General features: G+C 64.1%; 16 protein-coding genes and 1 riboswitch. Of the genes, 7 read left to right on the forward strand and 9 right to left on the reverse strand.

The genetic code is table 11. From position 1 onward, the window contains the following. Positions 1-3 precede the first annotated feature (3 nt). The 4 genes from SLT36_RS06140 to SLT36_RS06155 all read left to right on the forward strand — a co-directional run bounded on the left by SLT36_RS06140 (position 4) and on the right by SLT36_RS06155 (position 2,635). Complete coding sequence (locus SLT36_RS06140) at positions 4-387, forward strand: RNA-binding S4 domain-containing protein (RefSeq protein WP_432286326.1); 384 nt, start codon at positions 4-6, stop codon at positions 385-387. Between the two features lie 148 nt (positions 388-535). Continuing rightward, positions 536-874: a ferredoxin FdxA gene (gene fdxA, locus SLT36_RS06145; protein ID WP_067956714.1), complete on the forward strand. Its 339-nt coding sequence runs from the start codon at positions 536-538 to the stop codon at positions 872-874. A gap of 359 nt (positions 875-1,233) precedes the next feature. Beyond that, positions 1,234-1,818 (forward strand): CarD family transcriptional regulator, encoded by a 585-nt coding sequence (locus SLT36_RS06150; RefSeq protein ID WP_067956717.1) that lies wholly within the window; start codon positions 1,234-1,236, stop codon positions 1,816-1,818. Positions 1,819-2,077: 259 nt separating this feature from the next. Beyond that, positions 2,078-2,635 carry a cysteine hydrolase family protein gene (locus tag SLT36_RS06155; protein ID WP_432286327.1) on the forward strand — a complete coding sequence of 186 codons (558 nt, stop codon included), beginning with the start codon at positions 2,078-2,080 and terminating at the stop codon, positions 2,633-2,635. Positions 2,636-2,660: 25 nt separating this feature from the next. On the opposite strand, the gene SLT36_RS06160 is transcribed toward SLT36_RS06155, so the two are convergent. The 3 genes from SLT36_RS06160 to SLT36_RS06170 form a co-directional block, all read right to left on the reverse strand. Beyond that, complete coding sequence (locus SLT36_RS06160) at positions 2,661-3,434, reverse strand: amino acid ABC transporter ATP-binding protein (RefSeq protein ID WP_432286328.1); 774 nt, start codon at positions 3,432-3,434, stop codon at positions 2,661-2,663. Beyond that, complete coding sequence (locus SLT36_RS06165; RefSeq protein ID WP_432286329.1) at positions 3,431-4,111, reverse strand: amino acid ABC transporter permease; 681 nt, start codon at positions 4,109-4,111, stop codon at positions 3,431-3,433. The genes SLT36_RS06160 and SLT36_RS06165 overlap by 4 nt, the downstream gene beginning before the upstream one ends. A 140-nt stretch (positions 4,112-4,251) precedes the next feature. Then, a complete protein-coding gene (locus tag SLT36_RS06170) occupies positions 4,252-5,025 on the reverse strand; it encodes an amino acid ABC transporter substrate-binding protein (RefSeq protein ID WP_432286330.1) in 774 nt (257 codons plus the stop codon). Between the two features lie 250 nt (positions 5,026-5,275). On the opposite strand from SLT36_RS06170, the gene SLT36_RS06175 reads away from it, so the two are divergent. Continuing rightward, positions 5,276-6,145 carry an RNA polymerase factor sigma-32 gene (locus SLT36_RS06175; RefSeq protein ID WP_192313749.1) on the forward strand — a complete coding sequence of 290 codons (870 nt, stop codon included), beginning with the start codon at positions 5,276-5,278 and terminating at the stop codon, positions 6,143-6,145. Positions 6,146-6,205: 60 nt separating this feature from the next. Here SLT36_RS06175 and SLT36_RS06180 read toward each other — a convergent pair whose 3' ends face one another. The 4 genes from SLT36_RS06180 to thiB all read right to left on the reverse strand — a co-directional run bounded on the left by SLT36_RS06180 (position 6,206) and on the right by thiB (position 11,465). Continuing rightward, on the reverse strand, positions 6,206-7,654 hold the full coding sequence (locus SLT36_RS06180) for a M48 family metalloprotease (RefSeq protein ID WP_154386648.1): 1,449 nt from the start codon (positions 7,652-7,654) through the stop codon (positions 6,206-6,208). A gap of 224 nt (positions 7,655-7,878) precedes the next feature. Beyond that, positions 7,879-8,601 carry a thiamine ABC transporter ATP-binding protein gene (thiQ, locus tag SLT36_RS06185; protein WP_432286331.1) on the reverse strand — a complete coding sequence of 241 codons (723 nt, stop codon included), beginning with the start codon at positions 8,599-8,601 and terminating at the stop codon, positions 7,879-7,881. After that, positions 8,598-10,214, reverse strand: coding sequence for a thiamine/thiamine pyrophosphate ABC transporter permease (thiP, locus tag SLT36_RS06190; RefSeq protein WP_432286332.1), 1,617 nt, complete (start codon positions 10,212-10,214; stop codon positions 8,598-8,600). The genes thiQ and thiP overlap by 4 nt, the downstream gene beginning before the upstream one ends. A 246-nt stretch (positions 10,215-10,460) precedes the next feature. Further along, the gene (thiB, locus tag SLT36_RS06195) at positions 10,461-11,465 is read right to left on the reverse strand and encodes a thiamine ABC transporter substrate binding subunit (protein ID WP_154386628.1); all 1,005 of its coding nucleotides are present in this window, start codon (positions 11,463-11,465) and stop codon (positions 10,461-10,463) included. A 44-nt stretch (positions 11,466-11,509) separates the two neighbouring features. After that, positions 11,510-11,633, reverse strand: a riboswitch (TPP riboswitch). 104 nt (positions 11,634-11,737) lie between these two features. On the opposite strand from thiB, the gene SLT36_RS06200 reads away from it, so the two are divergent. Beyond that, positions 11,738-12,382 carry a thiamine diphosphokinase gene (locus tag SLT36_RS06200; RefSeq protein ID WP_432286333.1) on the forward strand — a complete coding sequence of 215 codons (645 nt, stop codon included), beginning with the start codon at positions 11,738-11,740 and terminating at the stop codon, positions 12,380-12,382. 3 nt (positions 12,383-12,385) lie between these two features. After that, positions 12,386-14,200, forward strand: a complete 1,815-nt coding sequence (locus tag SLT36_RS06205; protein WP_432286334.1) for an ABC-F family ATP-binding cassette domain-containing protein — start codon at positions 12,386-12,388, stop codon at positions 14,198-14,200. 8 nt (positions 14,201-14,208) lie between these two features. Here the strand turns inward: SLT36_RS06205 and SLT36_RS06210 are convergent, their stop codons facing one another. Both SLT36_RS06210 and SLT36_RS06215 read right to left on the reverse strand, forming a co-directional pair. Further along, complete coding sequence (locus SLT36_RS06210) at positions 14,209-15,147, reverse strand: homocysteine S-methyltransferase family protein (protein ID WP_432286335.1); 939 nt, start codon at positions 15,145-15,147, stop codon at positions 14,209-14,211. A gap of 265 nt (positions 15,148-15,412) precedes the next feature. Next, positions 15,413-16,921, reverse strand: coding sequence for a hypothetical protein (locus SLT36_RS06215; protein ID WP_432286336.1), 1,509 nt, complete (start codon positions 16,919-16,921; stop codon positions 15,413-15,415). Between the last annotated feature and the right edge of the window lie 33 nt (positions 16,922-16,954).

Consider the following 16,954-nt stretch of genomic DNA (forward strand, 5'->3'; position numbering starts at 1 on the left):
GCCTTGGCCGGCGAGGGAAGACAGCGCATCGACAAGTGGCTGTTCTTCTCGCGCGCGGTCAAGTCGCGCTCGCTTGGCGCCAAGCTCGCGCAATCGGGCGGCGTCAGGTGCAACGGCCAGAAGCTCAGCCAGGCCTCCGACATCGTCAAGGCAGGCGACGTGCTGACCATCACGCTCGATCGTCGCATCCTGGTCTACAAGATTCTGCTGGCTGGCGAGCGTCGCGGGCCGGTCGAAGAAGCACGCAAGCTCTACGACGACATCTCTCCCGCACCCACGCCGAGGGATGAGGCGCCGCCCGACGCCAGGCCGCCGCTGCGCGAGGTTGGCAGTGGCCGTCCGACCAAGAAAGAACGGCGGGCCACCGACAGGCTGCGCGACCAGTGACGCAAAGGCTCTGGAGCCGCGGCAACGAAGTTGAGAATTACGTTCCGCAAACGTGCTTCTGCGCGGAACGGCCGCCCTTGCAACGACCCCGCAAAGGGGATACCTCACCCGAAAGATACAAACTACGGGAAGTCCCGGAGCCTGCTTCATGACCTACGTCGTCACCGACAACTGCATCAAATGCAAATACATGGATTGCATCGAGGTTTGTCCGGTCGACTGCTTCTATGAAGGCGAGAACATGCTCGTCATTCATCCCGACGAGTGCATCGACTGCGGCGTTTGCGAACCGGAATGTCCGGCCGACGCGATCAAGCCTGACACTGAGTCGGGGCTCGACAAATGGCTGCAGATCAACACCGAATATGCCGAAAAATGGCCGAATATCACGGCAAAGAAGGAGCCGCCGGCAGACGCCAAAGAATTTGACGGCGTCGAAGGCAAGTTCGAGAAGTTCTTTTCGGCCGAGCCTGGCGAAGGCAACTGAGGGTAGCGCGCCCTAAATGGCGCTAGATCGTTGGATTGAGAGCCGCCGTCGACTCTTGACGCGGCAGATTGTTCGCGTATGCAGCAAAATCTTGATTCTTCCGACTTTTTGTGTTAGAGCTAGCCCAACATGCCGATGACACAACGTCGATTTATGGCGCATAGCCTAATTCACTGAAAGGTGACAACCCTAATCCGGACCAGAGTAATCTGGGCCCGGCGGTCGCAACGTTTTGCGGTTTGCCGGTCCAGGCTCTTCCGATTGGGGGTCGAATGTTGTGCGGCAGAAGGTCGCGTTTTGCGACCGTCCCGATCAACCGGCCTCGGCGGGCCGGTGTCACAAGAAGGAGTTCAGGGCGTATGGCAACTTCCATCCCGCAGAAGAAATCCGCAGCACGTCACGGTTTCAAGACTGGCGAGTACATTGTCTACCCGGCGCACGGCGTCGGCCAGATCGTCTCGATCGACGAGCAGGAAGTGGCGGGACACAAGCTCGAGCTGTTCGTAATCGATTTCCAGAAAGACAAGATGCGCCTCAAGGTGCCGGTCGCCAAGGCAACGTCCATCGGCATGCGCAAGCTGTCGGAGACCGACTATGTCGAGCGTGCGTTGAAGGTCGTGCAGGGCCGCGCCCGCGTCAAGCGCACCATGTGGTCGCGCCGCGCCCAGGAATATGATGCGAAGATCAATTCCGGCGACCTGATCTCGATCGCCGAAGTCGTGCGTGACCTCTATCGCGCCGACAACCAGCCGGAGCAGTCCTACTCCGAGCGTCAGCTCTATGAAGCAGCGCTCGACCGCATGGCGCGCGAACTGGCAGCGGTCAACCGCCTGTCGGAGACCGAGGCTGTCCGTCTCATCGAGACCAACCTCAACAAGGGTCCGAAGCGCGGCACCAAGGCTGACAACGAAGAAGCCGACGCCGAGCAGGAAGAAGCTGCCTGATAAGGCTTGTAAGTTCCGCTATGAAAAACCCGGCCATTGGCCGGGTTTTTTGTTTGTCTGCCGAGAGGCCGCGCGTCTCAGCAGACAAAGGTGCGTTGCGCGGCCAGTCGGCTGAAAGTCACTTTTGGCAAGTATCCTAGAGGCTCTGGCTGGATGAGATGCCGCCACTTCTGGCCGAGCGGTTTGGCTTGAAAGCCGCTACTGAGCCGATCGGTTTTGCTGTATCCGACGCCAATCATCGCAACAGGAGAGGCAGCATATGGGCACCGCACTTCTTGTCATCGACGTGCAGAATGCGATCCTGAGGGGCAAAGGCACCTCGGAGCGGCAGCCACTGCTCGAGGCTGCGCTCGACGATACGATCGGCAGGCTGCGTGATCTCCAGGACAGAGCCCGTTCTGCGGGCGTGCCGGTCATAGTCATCCAGCATGACGGTCCTTCGGGCCACCGCCTGGCAGTTGGCACGGAAGGTTGGGAAGTCCGGCCGGAGCTGGCCCCGCGGGCAGGTGACCTTCTCGTTCGCAAGAAGAGCTCGGACTCGTTTCACGAGACCGAGCTCGGCGCCCGCCTTGGGGAGCTTGGTATCTCGCATCTTGTCGTCGGCGGCTGCATGACCCAGTTCTGCGTCGACACGACTGTGCGTCGGGCCGTGTCGCTCGGTTACGACGTCACGCTCGTCGCCGACTGTCATACGACCGCCGACTCGGCCCATCTCACCCATGTCGACATCATCGCCCACCACAACGAAACGCTCGACGGTTTTGGTGCCGGCAATGCCGTGGTCGATGTCCGCCCGGCCGTGGCAATCTCGTTCTGAGCACTGCCTGGGGCGGCAGCGAGGTCTAGCCTTCGCCGCCCTTGCCGTGGTCGTGCTGATGCGTGATCGTCGCGATGAACCGTTTGGTGCGCTCATGCTTCGGATTGCCGAACACTTCGTTCGCCGGTCCTTTTTCAACCACCGAGCCCGCTTCCAGGAACAGCACCTCATGGGCAATCTTCGACGCCAGGCGCAGATCGTGCGTGGCGATCACCATCGTCGTGCCCTCGCGCGCCAGCTGGCCGAGCACGTCGACCACTTCCTGCGCCAGTTCCGGGTCGAGTGCCGAGGTCGGCTCATCGCACAACAGCACCTTGGGCGACGGCGCCAGCGCGCGTGCGATGGCCACGCGCTGCTGCTGACCGCCGGATAAGGTCGCGGGCCAGGCGTCGAGCTTGTGCGCCATGCCGACCTTGTCGAGCAGCGTCATGGCCCGCTCGCGTGCCTTCGCATCTGGCCATTTCAGCACCGTCACCAGCCCTTCCATGACGTTCTCGATCGCCGTGCGATGCGGAAACAACTGGAAGTTCTGGAACACCATGCCGGTCTGGCGGCGCAACTGCTGGATTGCCTTGGTGGCGACGCGGTGGCCGGGGCGGAATTCGAGTGTGTCGTCGCCGATGCGCACAGTGCCGGAGGTCGGAATTTCCAGCAGGTTGATGCAGCGCAGCAGCGTGCTCTTGCCGCCGCCGGAAGGCCCGACGAGGGCGGTGACGCTGCCCTCGCGGATCTCGACCGAAACATCCTTGAGCACGATATTGTCGCCGAATTGTTTGACGATGTGGGACAGTCCGATCATGACCGTGCCTCCAGGAAGCCGCCGTAACGGTTGAGCCGCTTCTCGAGCCTGACCTGAAGCGACGACAGTACCGAGCTCATTGCGAGATAGAGTATGGCCGCCTCGACATAGAGGATCAGCGGTTCATAAGTGGTGGCGACGATGCGCTGGGCTGCCTGGAACATCTCCGGCACGGTAATGGCGGCAGCCAGCGAGGTGTCCTTGACCAGCGAGATGAAGGTGTTGGACAGCGGTGGCACGGCGACGCGGGCTGCCTGCGGCAGGACTGTGCGGCGCATCGCCTGCGACCATGTCATGCCGATAGAGTAAGCCGCTTCCCACTGCCCCTTGGCCACCGAGCTGATGGCGGCACGAATGATCTCGGAGGAATAGGCGCCGACATTGAGGGTGAAGCCGATCAGTGCCGCCGGAAAGGCGTCGAGCACGATGCCGATGCTGGGCAGGCCGTAGAAGATCAGGAACAGCTGCACCAGAAGTGGCGTGCCGCGGATGATCCAGACGTAGAAGCGGACGATGCCAGAAAGCCAGGCAGGCCCGAACAGGCGGGCAAGGGCTGCGCCCAGCCCCACGGTCAGGCCCAAGGCGAAAGAGAGAAGCGTCAGCGGGGCTGTGAAAACGAGCGCGGCCCACAACAGTGGGCCGAGCGAGTCCAGCATCAATTGAAGCCAGTGTGGCAAGATGAATGCTCCCTCTCCACAACAAACAAGCCCGGAAAATCGCAGATTTTCCGGGCAAGTTCATGGGAAAAAATGAGAGGTGGAAAATGAGCGCCTTACAGCCGGCCGCCACGCCGGGCGCCGCCTGAAGGGCAATGCTGTTACTGCGAGACGTCGGCGCCGAAATAGGTCTCGGAAATCTTCTTGTAGGTGCCGTCGGCCTTGATCTCCGCCAGCGCCTTGTTGATCGCCTCGACCAGCTCGGGCTCACCCTTACGCACGATCACGCCGGAGAAGTCGGCCTTGGCCTCTTCGGCGACGATCTTCACGTCGGCGTCGGGCTTGTGCTTCTTGAAGTCGAAGAACGATAGCGAGTCGTTGATGGTGGCGTCGGCGCGGCCGTTCAGCACCAGCTGGATCGACTGGTCGAAGCCATCGGTGCCGACGAGCTCAGCGCCATTGGCCTCGGCGATCTTGCCGAAATTGCTGGTCAGCGACTGGGCCGACTTTTTGCCCTTGAGGTCGGCGAAGCCCTTGATGTCCTCATTCTTGCCGCTGACGATCAGCACTGCCTTCGAGGCGATGTAGGGATCGGAGAAGTCGTACTTGGCCTTGCGCGCCTCCGTGATGCCGACCTGGTTGATGACGGCGTCATAGCGCTTGGCGTCGATGCCGGCGATCAGGCCGTCCCATTTGCCTTCGAGAAACTCTGCCTTGACGCCGAGGCGCTTGGCGATTTCCTTGCCGATCTCGACGTCGAGGCCGACGAGCGCTCCCGATGCGTCGTGATAGGTAAAGGGCGCGTAGGTGCCCTCGGTGCCGATCTTGAATACGCCGGCTGCCTTGATCTCATTGAGATTTTCACCGGCATGGCCGGCGGCAACGGCTGCGAGCTGGATCGTTGCGGCAACGGCCAGCGACTTAAACCACTTCATTTTGTGTGATCCCGATTTTGTGCCCGGCTTGCTGGCCGGGAAAGTTGTGATTGGCGGCAATCTGTCAGAAGCCAGCTCTCGACATAAGGAATGAAATTTCAAAATTGACGCAATAATGGAATGTGAATCTACGCAACTGAAGGCCGCCAGCCGCCCCGGAACATTCGACGACACGGCGCGTTAATGGCGCTGCGGGGCAGCGCGGCAATTGCGGTGCGCGTCTGGCTGCTCTCAGGACAAGGGGCGCAAGATGTATATGGATCGGGCAGGCCTGTCTGGCGAGCAGATGATGCTGAGGGCGGCGTCGCGCGCGCCCTATCTGGAGCGCGGCGAAGAGCTCGAGCTGGCGATCCGCTGGAAAGAGCGGCACGATCAGGACGCGCTCAACCGCATCACCACCGCCCATATGCGCCTCGTCATCGCCATGGCGGTCAAGTTCCGGCGCTACGGGCTGCCGATGGGCGACCTCATCCAGGAAGGCCATGTCGGGCTGCTTGAAGCGGCGGCACGCTTCGACCCGGAGCGTGAGGTCCGCTTCTCGACCTATGCGACCTGGTGGATTCGCGCCTCGATGCAGGACTATATCCTGCGCAACTGGTCGATAGTCCGTGGCGGCACGAGTTCGGCGCAGAAGTCGCTGTTCTTCAACCTGCGGCGCATGCGCGCCCGGCTCGCCCAGGGCGGCGACCCGCTCGGCGGCACCGCAGCCTATCAGGAGATTTCGGTAGCCCTTGGCGTGTCGGAAGCCGACGTCGCGCTGATGGACATGCGGTTGTCGGTGCCCGACACCTCGCTCAATGCGCCGCTCAGCGACGATGGCGATTCGGGCGAACGGATGGATCTGCTGGTCTCGGACGATCCCTTGCCGGACGAGCTGGTCGGCGAGGCGATCGACATCGAGCGCCGCTCGGGATGGCTGCATGACGCGCTCACCGTGCTCAATGCGAGGGAACTGCAGATCATCGAAGAACGTCGGCTGACGGAGGAAGGTGCTACGCTGGAAGAGCTCGGCACCTCGCTCGGCATCTCGAAGGAGCGGGTTCGCCAGATCGAGACCCGCGCCATGGAAAAGCTGAAATCAGCGCTGGAGCGGAAGAATCCGGCGTTCCAGGTCGCCTGAGCGCTGATCTCCTGGACCTGCATCGTGCTTCCCGAACGGCTCGATTTCCGGGCCGATGCGCTACCGGTCGGTGACGATCTTGACCTTGTCGCCGGCGGAAACCGAGGCGCCGGGTGCCAACGCATTCAGAACCCTGAACAGGTCGAGCTTGCGGTCGACGCCGACCATGCTGGCGGCGAGCGAGCCCATGTTCTGGCCGGGCTGGACGGTGACGACGCGGATGCGCAACGGCTTCAGACCAGCCTTCTCCGCTGCCGTCATGACCCGGAAGCTGGAGCTGACCGAACGGGCGATCTGGTCTAGTGCGGTGCTGGCCGTCGGAGCGGCCGTCAGCAGGCGATAGACCTGCGCGCCATTGCGGATCACGACGATATCGAACTGCCAGCCTTCGGCGCTGGCGCGGGCGAAGGCCGCCTCGTTGCCGTTGATCGTATCGGCGCGTACGCTCGACGGGTCGAGGCCTGCGACCCAGCCGCTCTTGACGTAGTCGGTCAGTGGCAGCTTGGCGTCGATCGCCACGCCATCGAAGCGGATAGCCGTATTGTCAGGTCCGGTCGCTGTGACGGCGGCTGCCGTGTTGTCGATGACAAAGCCTTGCGGCACGGCAAACGAGATGCCGAGCTTGGGGTGCATGAAGGTGGTGCCGCGCACATAACCTTCATCAGGCGTGTCGCCGAACAGCAGGCCGTCGATGCCGGCGAGGAAGGAATCGCGATCGCGGCGGCCGATGCCGGGCGCGCCGAACTGGCGGGCGTGGCGCTGGGCAAGGTCGATGCGCTGCGGCGCGTTGGGGTGGCTGGCCAGGAAGTCGAGGCTGGCGTCGGTGGCGCCGCTGACCGCGCGCAGGTCGGAGTAGGCGGCCATCGACTGAAGGAAGCGTCCTGCGGCAAACGGATCGTAGCCGGCCTGGCCGCTCATCTTGATGCCGATGCCGTCGGCTTCCAGCTCCTGATTGCGCGAGAACTGGGCGAGCCGGAGCTTGCCGCGGATCAGCGCTGCCTTGGCGGTCGGGCTTTCGCCGAGCACGTCGGTGACGACCTTGGTCGCCAACACTTCCTCGGCTTCCTTCTGCTGACGCTGGATGCCGTGGTTGGCAGTGACGTGGCCCATCTCGTGCGAGATGACGGCGGCCAACTCGGCCGAATCATTGGCCAGCGCGAGCAGGCCGCGCGTCACGTAGAGATAGCCGCCGGGCAGCGCAAAGGCATTGACGTTGGGCGAATTCAGGATGGTGATGCGGTAGGTCTGGTTCGGGTTGCTCGACACGGTGGTCAAGCTGCCGACAACCTTGGCGACCATGCGCTCCAGCTTGGGGTCCGAATACTCGCCGCCATAGGTCGCCAGAATGCGCGGATGCTGCGCCTTGGCGATCTCGGCGAGCTTGTCGTTGCGGGTGACGTTGTCGACGGTGACAGGATTGTTGGACGGCTGGAAGCCTGACTCGCGGACATCGGAGGGGTTGAGTATCTGGCAACCCGAGACAAGCGCCGACAGCGCGACGGCAACCATCAGGCGCGCATAGCGGGGCGTTCTCGTCTCGATCAACATGTCGCGGCAGGTGGGCAGAGCTCGCGTCCTTTCGAAGTCTTTAGGCGGCAGGCAAAGCAGAAGCGGGCCCGACCAGATGGACGTAGCCACAGACGACTCGCCGACACAATAAGGCCGATACCGCCAATGTGGCGATTTGGCTGTAAATTATGTCCGCTTCCGGGCAACCCGGCGTGATCGCGTCATCACCGTTCACCGCCGATATAGTGTCTGAACGCTTCAGGTCCAGCATTGGTGAAGAAATCCGCAGTCTTTCCAGCCGCCGCGACAGTGCCAGCCTCGACGAAAACCATGTTTTTAGCCAGTTTTCGGGCATCTTCGGGCTGGTGTGTCACGAAAAGCACGGTCATGCCGCGTTCTGCATGAAGGCTCGCCACGAGATCCAGCATATCCTCGCGCAATGCTGGTCCAAGCGAGGCAAAGGGTTCATCCAGCAGGAGAATCGGCCGGTCGCGGACAAGGACGCGCGCCAGCGCCACGCGCTGGCGTTCGCCGCCCGACAGTTCGCGGGGCAGGCGCTTCTCCATGCCGGCGAGGCCGACGCGTGTCAGTGCGGTTGCCACGTCCCGCCTGTCGGCAGTGTCCAGGCGCAGCGCAGGCGAGCGACCGAGCCCGACATTCTTCACGACGTCGAGATGGGCAAAGAGGTTGTTTTCCTGGAAAACCATCGACACCGGCCGCTCGGATGGCGGTGCGATCGTCACGTCGACGTCGCCGATCAACACGCGGCCTTCGCGCGGTATCTCAAAGCCAGCGACGAGGTTGAGCAATGTCGACTTGCCGGCGCCGCTCGGTCCCATGATCGCGGTAATCTCGCCCGGTGCAAAGGTCACGTCGAAGCGCACCATGGTGTCGCTATAGCTGAACACCACATGGTCGAGGCGTACCGCGGCACTGGTCGAGGTCATTTCGCAGTCTCCCTGCCGAGGCGGTCGGCGAGCATCGTCAACGCCAGGCACAACAGACCGAGCATCAACGCAAGTCCCGCCGCGTCATCGGTGCGGTAGCTGCCCATGCGGGCGAGCAAAAGGTAGGGCAAGGTCTGCACCGCGTCGCTGCCGAACAGCGCGATGACACCGAGATCGCCGAGCGACAGCGCCATGGCAAAGGCGAATGCCGTTGCAAGCGGGCGCTTGAGCACTGGCCAGTCGATCAACCGCAGCCTGTTCCAGCCTGAGATGCCGAGCTGGGCGCACAGCCTTTCGTGACGTTCGCTGGCCGCGTCATAGGCAGGGCGGACGGCGCGGACGGCAAATGGCATGGCCATAACGGCGTTGACGGTGACGACCATGAATGGCGCCAGCGCAAACACGTCGACCGACTGCCGCACCAGCACGAACCAGCCGGCGCCGATGACGATCGGCGGCACCACCAGCACGAAGCCGGCGCCGGTGTCGGTGAAGCGTTCGAGCAATGTCTTTTCGCCGCCTGTCCTTCGGCCGGCCAGTGCCCGACGCGCCATGACGAGGGACAGGGCAAGCATGGCCGCGAGTGTCGCCGACAGCGTGGCAAGCACGATGCTGGTCAGTGTCGCCCGTTGCACCGATGCTTCGCCGGCGAGGCGGCCGAGATCGGCCTCCAGCCCTGAGGCGATCGTCGCCAGCATGGGGCCGCCGACGAAGACGAGTGCCGCGACGATGATGGCGGCGTTGAACGCCGTCTCGCCGGTCTTTGCCTTGATGTAGTTGCGCTGGGCCACCGGCAGGTTGGCGTCGCCGGTCGTGTTGGCGCCGAGCCGCATCAGCGCCAGAACCACAACTGCCGTGAGCGCGATCTGCAGCAGGGTCAGGGCTACTGCGCGCGCGGGGTCGAAGTCGAAGCGCAACGCCTGATAGATCGCAACCTCAAGCGTTGTTGCGGCCGGGCCGCCGCCGAGCGTCAGCACGATGGTGAAGGAGGTGATGCACAGCATGAAAACGAGGCCCGCAATGCCGGGCAAGGCTGCTCGGATTGCCGGCCATTCGATCATGCGGAAGCTCGACCGGGCGCCCATGCCGAGCTGGCTCGCCAGCCGCCACTGGTCCGCCGGCACCGTCTGCAGCGCCTCCAGAATCAGCCGCGTCGCCAGCGGCAGGTTGAAGAAGACATGGGCAACGAGAATGCCGGACAGGCCATAGATGCCGGGCCAAGTGCCGCCGGTCAGCGCCGCAAGCGGTTCAGCGAAATAGCCGGCGCGGCCGTAGAGCGACAGGATGCCAAGGGCTGCGACGATCGCCGGCAAGGCGAGGGGAATGGCAAACAGGCGCAGGATCAGGGCGCGGCCGGGAAAGGCGGGATGCCGTGCGAGCGCTCGGGCAACGAAGATCGCCGGCACAACCGACAGCAAGGTCGACAGCAGCGCCTGCCACAGGGTGAAACGGGCAATGCGGAAGAGGTAGGAATCGAAGGCGTCGGCAGCACCTTGTGGATTGCGTGCGGCCTCGATGCCAAGACCGGCAAATGCGCCGCCGATCAGGATGCCGATGGCCGCCAGCGCGATGATGCCTGAGGTGATGCGGGGGTCGGTGCGGCTTATGGACATGACGGATCAGATTTTGCAGGCTTTGGGTTGCCAGCTCGAGGAAGGTCGCGCTCCGTCCCACCCCCCTCTGGCCTGCCGGCCATCTCCCCCGCAAGGGGGGAGATCGGCAGCTTCAACGCCCGCTTGTCCTCTGCAACCATGCAGGTTGGCGCAGGCCATGCCACAGCCAATCTCCCTCCTTGCGGGGGAGATGGCTGGCAGGCCAGAGGGGGGTGTTCAAGCGCAACCATGGCAGGTCGACAGAGCCTACTTGCTCATCACGCCGAGCCACTCGTCGACCCAGGCCTTGCGGTTGGCAGCCACCTCGTCGGCGCTGAAGATCAGCGTCTTGGTCGGCTTCACCAGCTTGTCGAAGGCTGGGTTGAGCGGCTTGTCGGTCTTGCCGGCGGGCAACATCCAGTTGGTTTCGGGTACGGCGTCCTGGAAGCCTGGGCTGGTCATGAAGGCCATGAACTTTTCGGCCAGCGGGTTCTTGGCGCCGGTCGTGGTGATGCCGGCGACTTCGATCTGCAGGTAGTGGCCTTCTTCGAAGGATGCCGCCTGGTAACGCTCGGTGTTCTCGGCGACCATGTGGTAGGCTGGCGAGGTGGTGTAGGACAGCACCATCGGCGCCTCGCCCTTGGTGAACAGGCCATAGGCCTCACTCCAGCCCGGGGTGACGGTCAGCACGCGGCCCTTGAGCTTGGCCCAGGCTTCCGGCGCCTTGTCGCCATAGACCGACTTGACCCAGAGCAGCAGGCCGAGGCCCGGCGTCGAGGTGCGCGGATCCTGGATCGCGATCTTTTCTTCCGGATTGCCCTCGACAAGTTCCTTCAGGCTTTTCGGCGGGTTCTTCAGCGTCTCGGTGTCATAGACGACGGCGAAGTAGCCGTAGTCGTAAGGAACGAAGGTGTCGTCCTTCCAGTCACCCGGAACCTTGACGTCGGCGCCGGCGGCACCATGCGGCGCAAACAGGCCGGTGGCCTTGGCTTCGGCTGTCAGGTTGGTGTCGAGGCCAAGCACGATGTCGGCCTTGGTCGATGCACCTTCGAGCTTGACGCGGTTGAGCAGTGCTACGCCATCGGCGACCGAGACGAAGTCGACAGTGCAGGCGCAGTCGGCTTCGAAGGCCTTCTTGACCTGCGGGCCGGGGCCCCACTCGGAGGTGAAGCTTTCATAGGTGTAGACGGTAAGCTTGCCTTCGGCAGCGGCAGGGAAAGCAACCGTGGCCAGCGCCAGGGCGGAAGTCATGGACAGGATCAACGAGCGCATCGGCGCCTCCTTCATTGGTGTTGAAAGGGAATTTGAAGCGCCGGGCGTCCGAAGCATCTAATCCCTCCGCCGGTACAAACCGGATCAGGTTCAGCGGGTTGGCCGGGACGGTTCCCTATGCCTCTCAGCCGGCACGCAATTGCGCGACCGGCACCCCGTTAGAGCGGTTCAACAAATAGGCCCGCGCATCAGGCCACGCAAGCGGTAGTTTGCCGGCCACCGACCACGTCGCGGCCTTCCGTTTCGGCTGCCGGGCTGGTAATGCGCATGCCATGACCCGGTTCACCATACTTCTCGGCGGCGAGCTTTTCCGCACCCCGCGCCTCGACCGCCAGGTGGCGGGCAGCAGGGTGATTGCGGCAGATGCCGGTATCCGCCATGCCGCCACGCTCGGGCTGATGCCGGAACTGTGGCTCGGTGACTTCGATTCCGTGCCATCAGATCTCGACCCGCGTTTTGCCGACCTGCCGCGGGCGACCTTTCCGGCCGAAAAGGACAGGACCGACGGTGAACTGGCCATCGATGCCGCGCTTCGGCTCGGCGCGACCTCGCTGGTGCTTGTCGGCGCCTTCGGCGGCGCCCGCGCCGACCACGCCTTCCTTCATTTCGCCCTGGCGCTCAGGCTTGCCGAAGCCGGCATCGAGGTGCTGCTGAGCAGCGGGCGCCAGGAGGCTTTGCCGCTCCTGCCCGGCAGCGCCGGCTTCGACTATGAAGACGGCATGCTGTTTTCGGTGCTCGCCTTCTCCGAGCTGACCGGGCTGTCCGAACAGGGCGCCAAGTGGCCGCTCGACAATGTCGACGTGCCGTTCGGCTCGTCGCTGACCCTTTCCAATGAAGTGCGGGGTCCGTTGCGGATTTCGCTCGGCAGCGGCCGTGCCCTGCTCCTCGCTCATCCCTTTCCTGCTTCGGATTTCTGAAACATGGCGCCTCCGCTTCTCAATCTCGACGGCATCCGTCTGACCTTTGGCGGCACACCGCTGCTCGACGGCGCCGCACTGACGGCCGCTGCCGGCGACAAGATCGCGCTTGTCGGCCGCAACGGCTCGGGCAAGTCGACGCTGCTCAAGATCGCGGCGGGCATGATCGAGCCGCAGGACGGCGTGGTGTTCCGCCAGCCGACGGCAACCATCCGCTACTTGCCGCAGATGCCTGACATGGACGGCTTCGCCTCTGTCCGCGCCTATGTCGAAGCCGGGCTCGGACCTGCTGACGATCCGCATCGCGCCACCTATCTGCTCGACCATCTCGGCCTGACCGGCGAGGAGTCTCCGGCCGACCTGTCGGGCGGCGAGGCGCGCCGCGCAGCACTTGCCCGCGTCATGGCGCCCGAGCCCGACATCCTGCTGCTCGACGAGCCGACCAACCATCTCGACCTGTCGGTCATCGAATGGCTGGAAGAGGAACTGATCCGCACCTCCTCGGCGCTGATCCTGATCTCGCACGACCGCCGTTTCCTCGAGCGCGTCAGCCGCAACACCGTCTGGCTCGATCGCGGCCAGACGCGCCGGCTCGACCGCGGCTTTGCCCATTTCGAGGAATGGCGGGACCAGATCCTGGAGGAAGAGGAGCGCGAGCAGCACAAGTTAGGCCGTCAGATCGTGCGCGAGGAGCATTGGCTGCGCTATGGCGTGACGGCGCGGCGCAAGCGCAACATGCGCCGTCTCGGCGAGCTGCAGACGATGCGCCAGACGTTCCGCAGCCATCGCGGCGCCGAGGGCGCGGCAACCATGGTTGCGAGCGAGGCGGCAGAATCCGGCAAGCTTATCATCGAGGCCAAGAACATCGAAAAGAGCTTTGGCGAGCTTTCAGTCGTCAAGGGTTTCTCGACCCGCATCCAGCGCGGTGATCGCGTCGGTCTCGTCGGCCCCAATGGCGCCGGCAAGACGACCTTGCTCAAGATGCTGACTGGCGAGATGGAGCCCGATGCCGGCAGCGTGCGGCTTGGCGTCAATCTGGAGATCGCCACCCTCGACCAGAAGCGCGAGGCGGTCGATCCGAACGAGACGCTGTCGAGCTACCTGACCGATGGCCGTGGCGAAAACCTCGTCATCAATGGCGAGCAGCGCCACGTCGTCTCCTACATGAAGGACTTCCTGTTCAAGCCCGAGCAGGCGCGGACGCCGGTGCGCGAACTCTCCGGCGGCGAACGTGCCCGGCTGATCCTGGCGCGCGTGCTGGCGCGTCCGGCAAATCTTCTGGTGCTCGACGAACCGACCAACGATCTCGACATGGAGACGCTGGAACTGCTTCAGGAACTGGTCGCCGGTTTCGCCGGCACCGTCATCCTGGTCAGCCACGACCGCGATTTCCTTGACCGCACCGTCACCAGCATCATCGCGCCCGACGGCGAGGGCCGCTGGATCGAGTATGCCGGCGGCTACGCCGACATGCTGGCCCAGCGCGGAGGCACCAAGCTCGACGACCGCAAGTCGCGCAAGGCGGCCAGTGGTCAGGCCTCAGCTGGCCGCAGTGAGGCCGAAGCGCCCAAGGCCGCGTCGAAAAAGCTGTCGTTCAAGCAGAAGTTCGCGCTCGAAAGCCTACCCAAGAAGATGGAGGCGGTGACCGCTTCGATCTCGCGGCTGGAAAACCAGATCGCCGATCCGGCCTTCTACGAGCGCGACCCGCACGGCTTCCAGAAGACCATAGCCGCGCTCGACAAGGAGCGCGCGACGCTGACCGCTCTCGAAGAGGAGTGGCTGGAGCTGGAGATGCTGCGCGAGGAACTGGAAGGCTAGCCAGGGGCCTAAAGGCAGGCTTCGCAGATCGCCGCGATATGGCGATGGTCGGTGCCGCAGCAGCCGCCAAGAACCTTGATGTGACCGAAGCCGTCCCGCATGACGCGATAGCGGCGGGCGAGATCGTCAGGATCGCCGGGGTCGAGCTCTGTTGCGGCATCGAGTTCGGCGTGGCTTTTTGTCGATGCGTTTGCCCGCACGCCGCCAATGCGTTGGACCCAGCTGCCGGCGTCCGCCAGCACGCTCTGGAAATGGCTGGGATGGGCGCAGTTGATCATGAAGTAGGCGGGCGCGCCGTCCGTCTCGTCATCGACGATCTCGATCGCTTCCGCCAGGCTCTCTCCCGACGGCAATCGCCCGTCGGTCTCGACCGTGAAAGAGATCACCGATGGCAGGCCCTCGCCCATGGCGGCACAGCTTATGCCGACAGCTTCCTCCGGATAGTTCATGGTCACGGCGCTGACCATGTCGGCGCCGGCGTCGCGGAATGCGACGACCTGGTCGCGATGATAGTCTGAGGCCTCGACAGGCGTCATCTTCATGTCGGGGCGGTAGCCATCGCCACGCGGCCCGACCACGCCATTGACCAGCACCGTCATGCCGCGGGCGAGATAGGGCGCTCGCAGCGCCTTCGCCTGGGCGACGGCGCGACGATTAATGTCCGAAAGTGCCGTACGGGAGTAACCGAGCTTCTCACCCCAGTCGGGATTGGCGCGCCATGTCGGCGTGTCCAGCACGAAACTCACGTCGTGTTGTTCGGCGATATCGAGATAGCGCCTGAAATAGCCGTCGAGCCTGTCGCGGCCGGCCGCATCGAGCAACAGCGGAAACGCCGCGAAACACGGCAGGTCCATCCCGTCCAGGAAGACCAACGTTGTCTTGAGGCCGCCGTCGGTGAGTGCGACGGAAGCGCCGAGATGCGGAAGATCTGTCGTCGCAGCGCACATGATGTACCGAAGGCGTTCGGCTTTCCGTCGGCTGGGTCATATCCGTCAGCCTGGACGCGGCCGAAGGCGTTCTTCAACCTAACATCTTACTTCAGGTGTTTCCACTTTAAGCCGCCGGCTGGAATCTCTGGCGTGAGACGACGCGCGGGGACCGAAAGGTACGTCTCGGTCGTCGTGCAAGCGGCGGTCATGGTTGCCCTGCAGGCGCGCCGTTCCAGGGCTACTGACGCGGAGGATGATCATCCGCGCCAGCGAAAGCTTCAGATCAGCCGGCTTCCTTGGCCTGCCAGGCCTTCATCGCGTCTTCGAACACCTTGTCGCCCGGGATGCCCTTTTCGAGCGTGAACAGCGCGCGGCGGCCCGACTTGTAGACGACCGGCACGTCGATCCAGCTCTGGCGACGCAGGAGGTTCAGATTGGCGTCGACCTCGGCCTTGGTGTCATTGAGCGCAACGAGGAAGAAGCCGTCGGCGATCTTTGCCGGAATGCCGAGCAGCGAATTGCCGGCGTCCTGTTCCGAGCTCTTCATCGCCACGCGCAGGATGTTCTCGATGCCGCCGCCGTCAAAGCCCTGAGGCGTCAGGAAGATCATTTCCAGGATATGGCTCGCCGGCAGCGTCTTGTCGGCGTTGCGGCGGATCGTCATGCGCAACTGGATGTCCTTGCCGGGGATTGTCGCTTCGGCGCGGATGGCAGGCTCGGGCGGCAGTTCGCCGCCGGGCGATTCCTGTACCACCGTCCAGACGACGGAACCCGGCTCAGCCGAACCTTGGGCGACGCTGGTGCGCTCTTCGTAGAAGATCGCCTTCTGGCCGACGGCCACGGGTGCGTTTTCGCCTGCCGCAGGCGTTGTCGTCGCCGATGTTCCCTCGGCGGGTGTAGCGGGCGTGGCAGGGGTTGCCGGCGCGGTCTCGGGCGTCGCCGGTGGCGTTGCCGGAGCCGGCTGGGTCAGTGCCGCAACCGAGGTGCCTTCGCCGACGGTGTTGCTCCCGCTGGCCGGACCAGGATCGACCTCCTTGCCATCCGCGGTCATGCGCTGGGTGAACTTGCCGGGCTCGCCGCTTGCCGGTGCTTGTGCTGCCTGGCCGCCATTGGCGGGCGGAGGAGTGGCTGCCTCATTCGTTGGCGGGGGCGTTTCCGCCGCCGTGTCGCTGCCACTGCCGACAAAGGCATCGCGGTTGGACCACAGCGCATAGCCGCCGGCGCCGACCACCACCACGGCAAGTGCCGCTGCGATCAGGCCGCCGCTGATGCGCTTGCGCGGCTTCTGCCGCGTGTTGGCGAATGGATCGCCATTGTTGGCTGCGGCGTCGCCAAAGCTGTTGTCGCCTTCGCCGTCCTGCGCTTCGTCATCGTCGCTTGCCGAGAAGTCGGGCAGGGGCTCGCGCTGCTGCGGCGTGTAGGCCGGAATGGGGGCTGCGGCAGGCGGTGGCGCGACCGGGGTCACCGGGCTGCGTGGCTCCGGTGCAGGTGCCGCCCTGGTATAGGCCGGCTGATCCTTATTGCGGGCGATCGAGGTGAAGACGTTTTCCAGCTCGGCCAGCGGATCGTCTTCCACAACGGGCGGATGGAATTCCGCCTCGACGATCGCGATCGCGTCCTCGAGCGACTTGGTCTGGCGTTCGGCAACGGCTGCGGGCGGCTGCGGGTTGAGCGCGGCGAGCTTGGCCGCGATGGTGCTGCGGGCCTTGTCATACACCCGAGCTCGCATCGCCGGCGTGGTGTCACCCATGCCATCCAGCGTCTTTTTCAGAACCGCTACGAAGTCTGCCATTCTCTCGTCGACCTATCTCTTCTTCTGGGCCGC

Source organism: Aminobacter sp. BA135 (assembly GCF_050859125.1).
In the GTDB taxonomy this organism is placed as follows: Bacteria; Pseudomonadota; Alphaproteobacteria; order Rhizobiales; family Rhizobiaceae; genus Aminobacter; species Aminobacter ciceronei.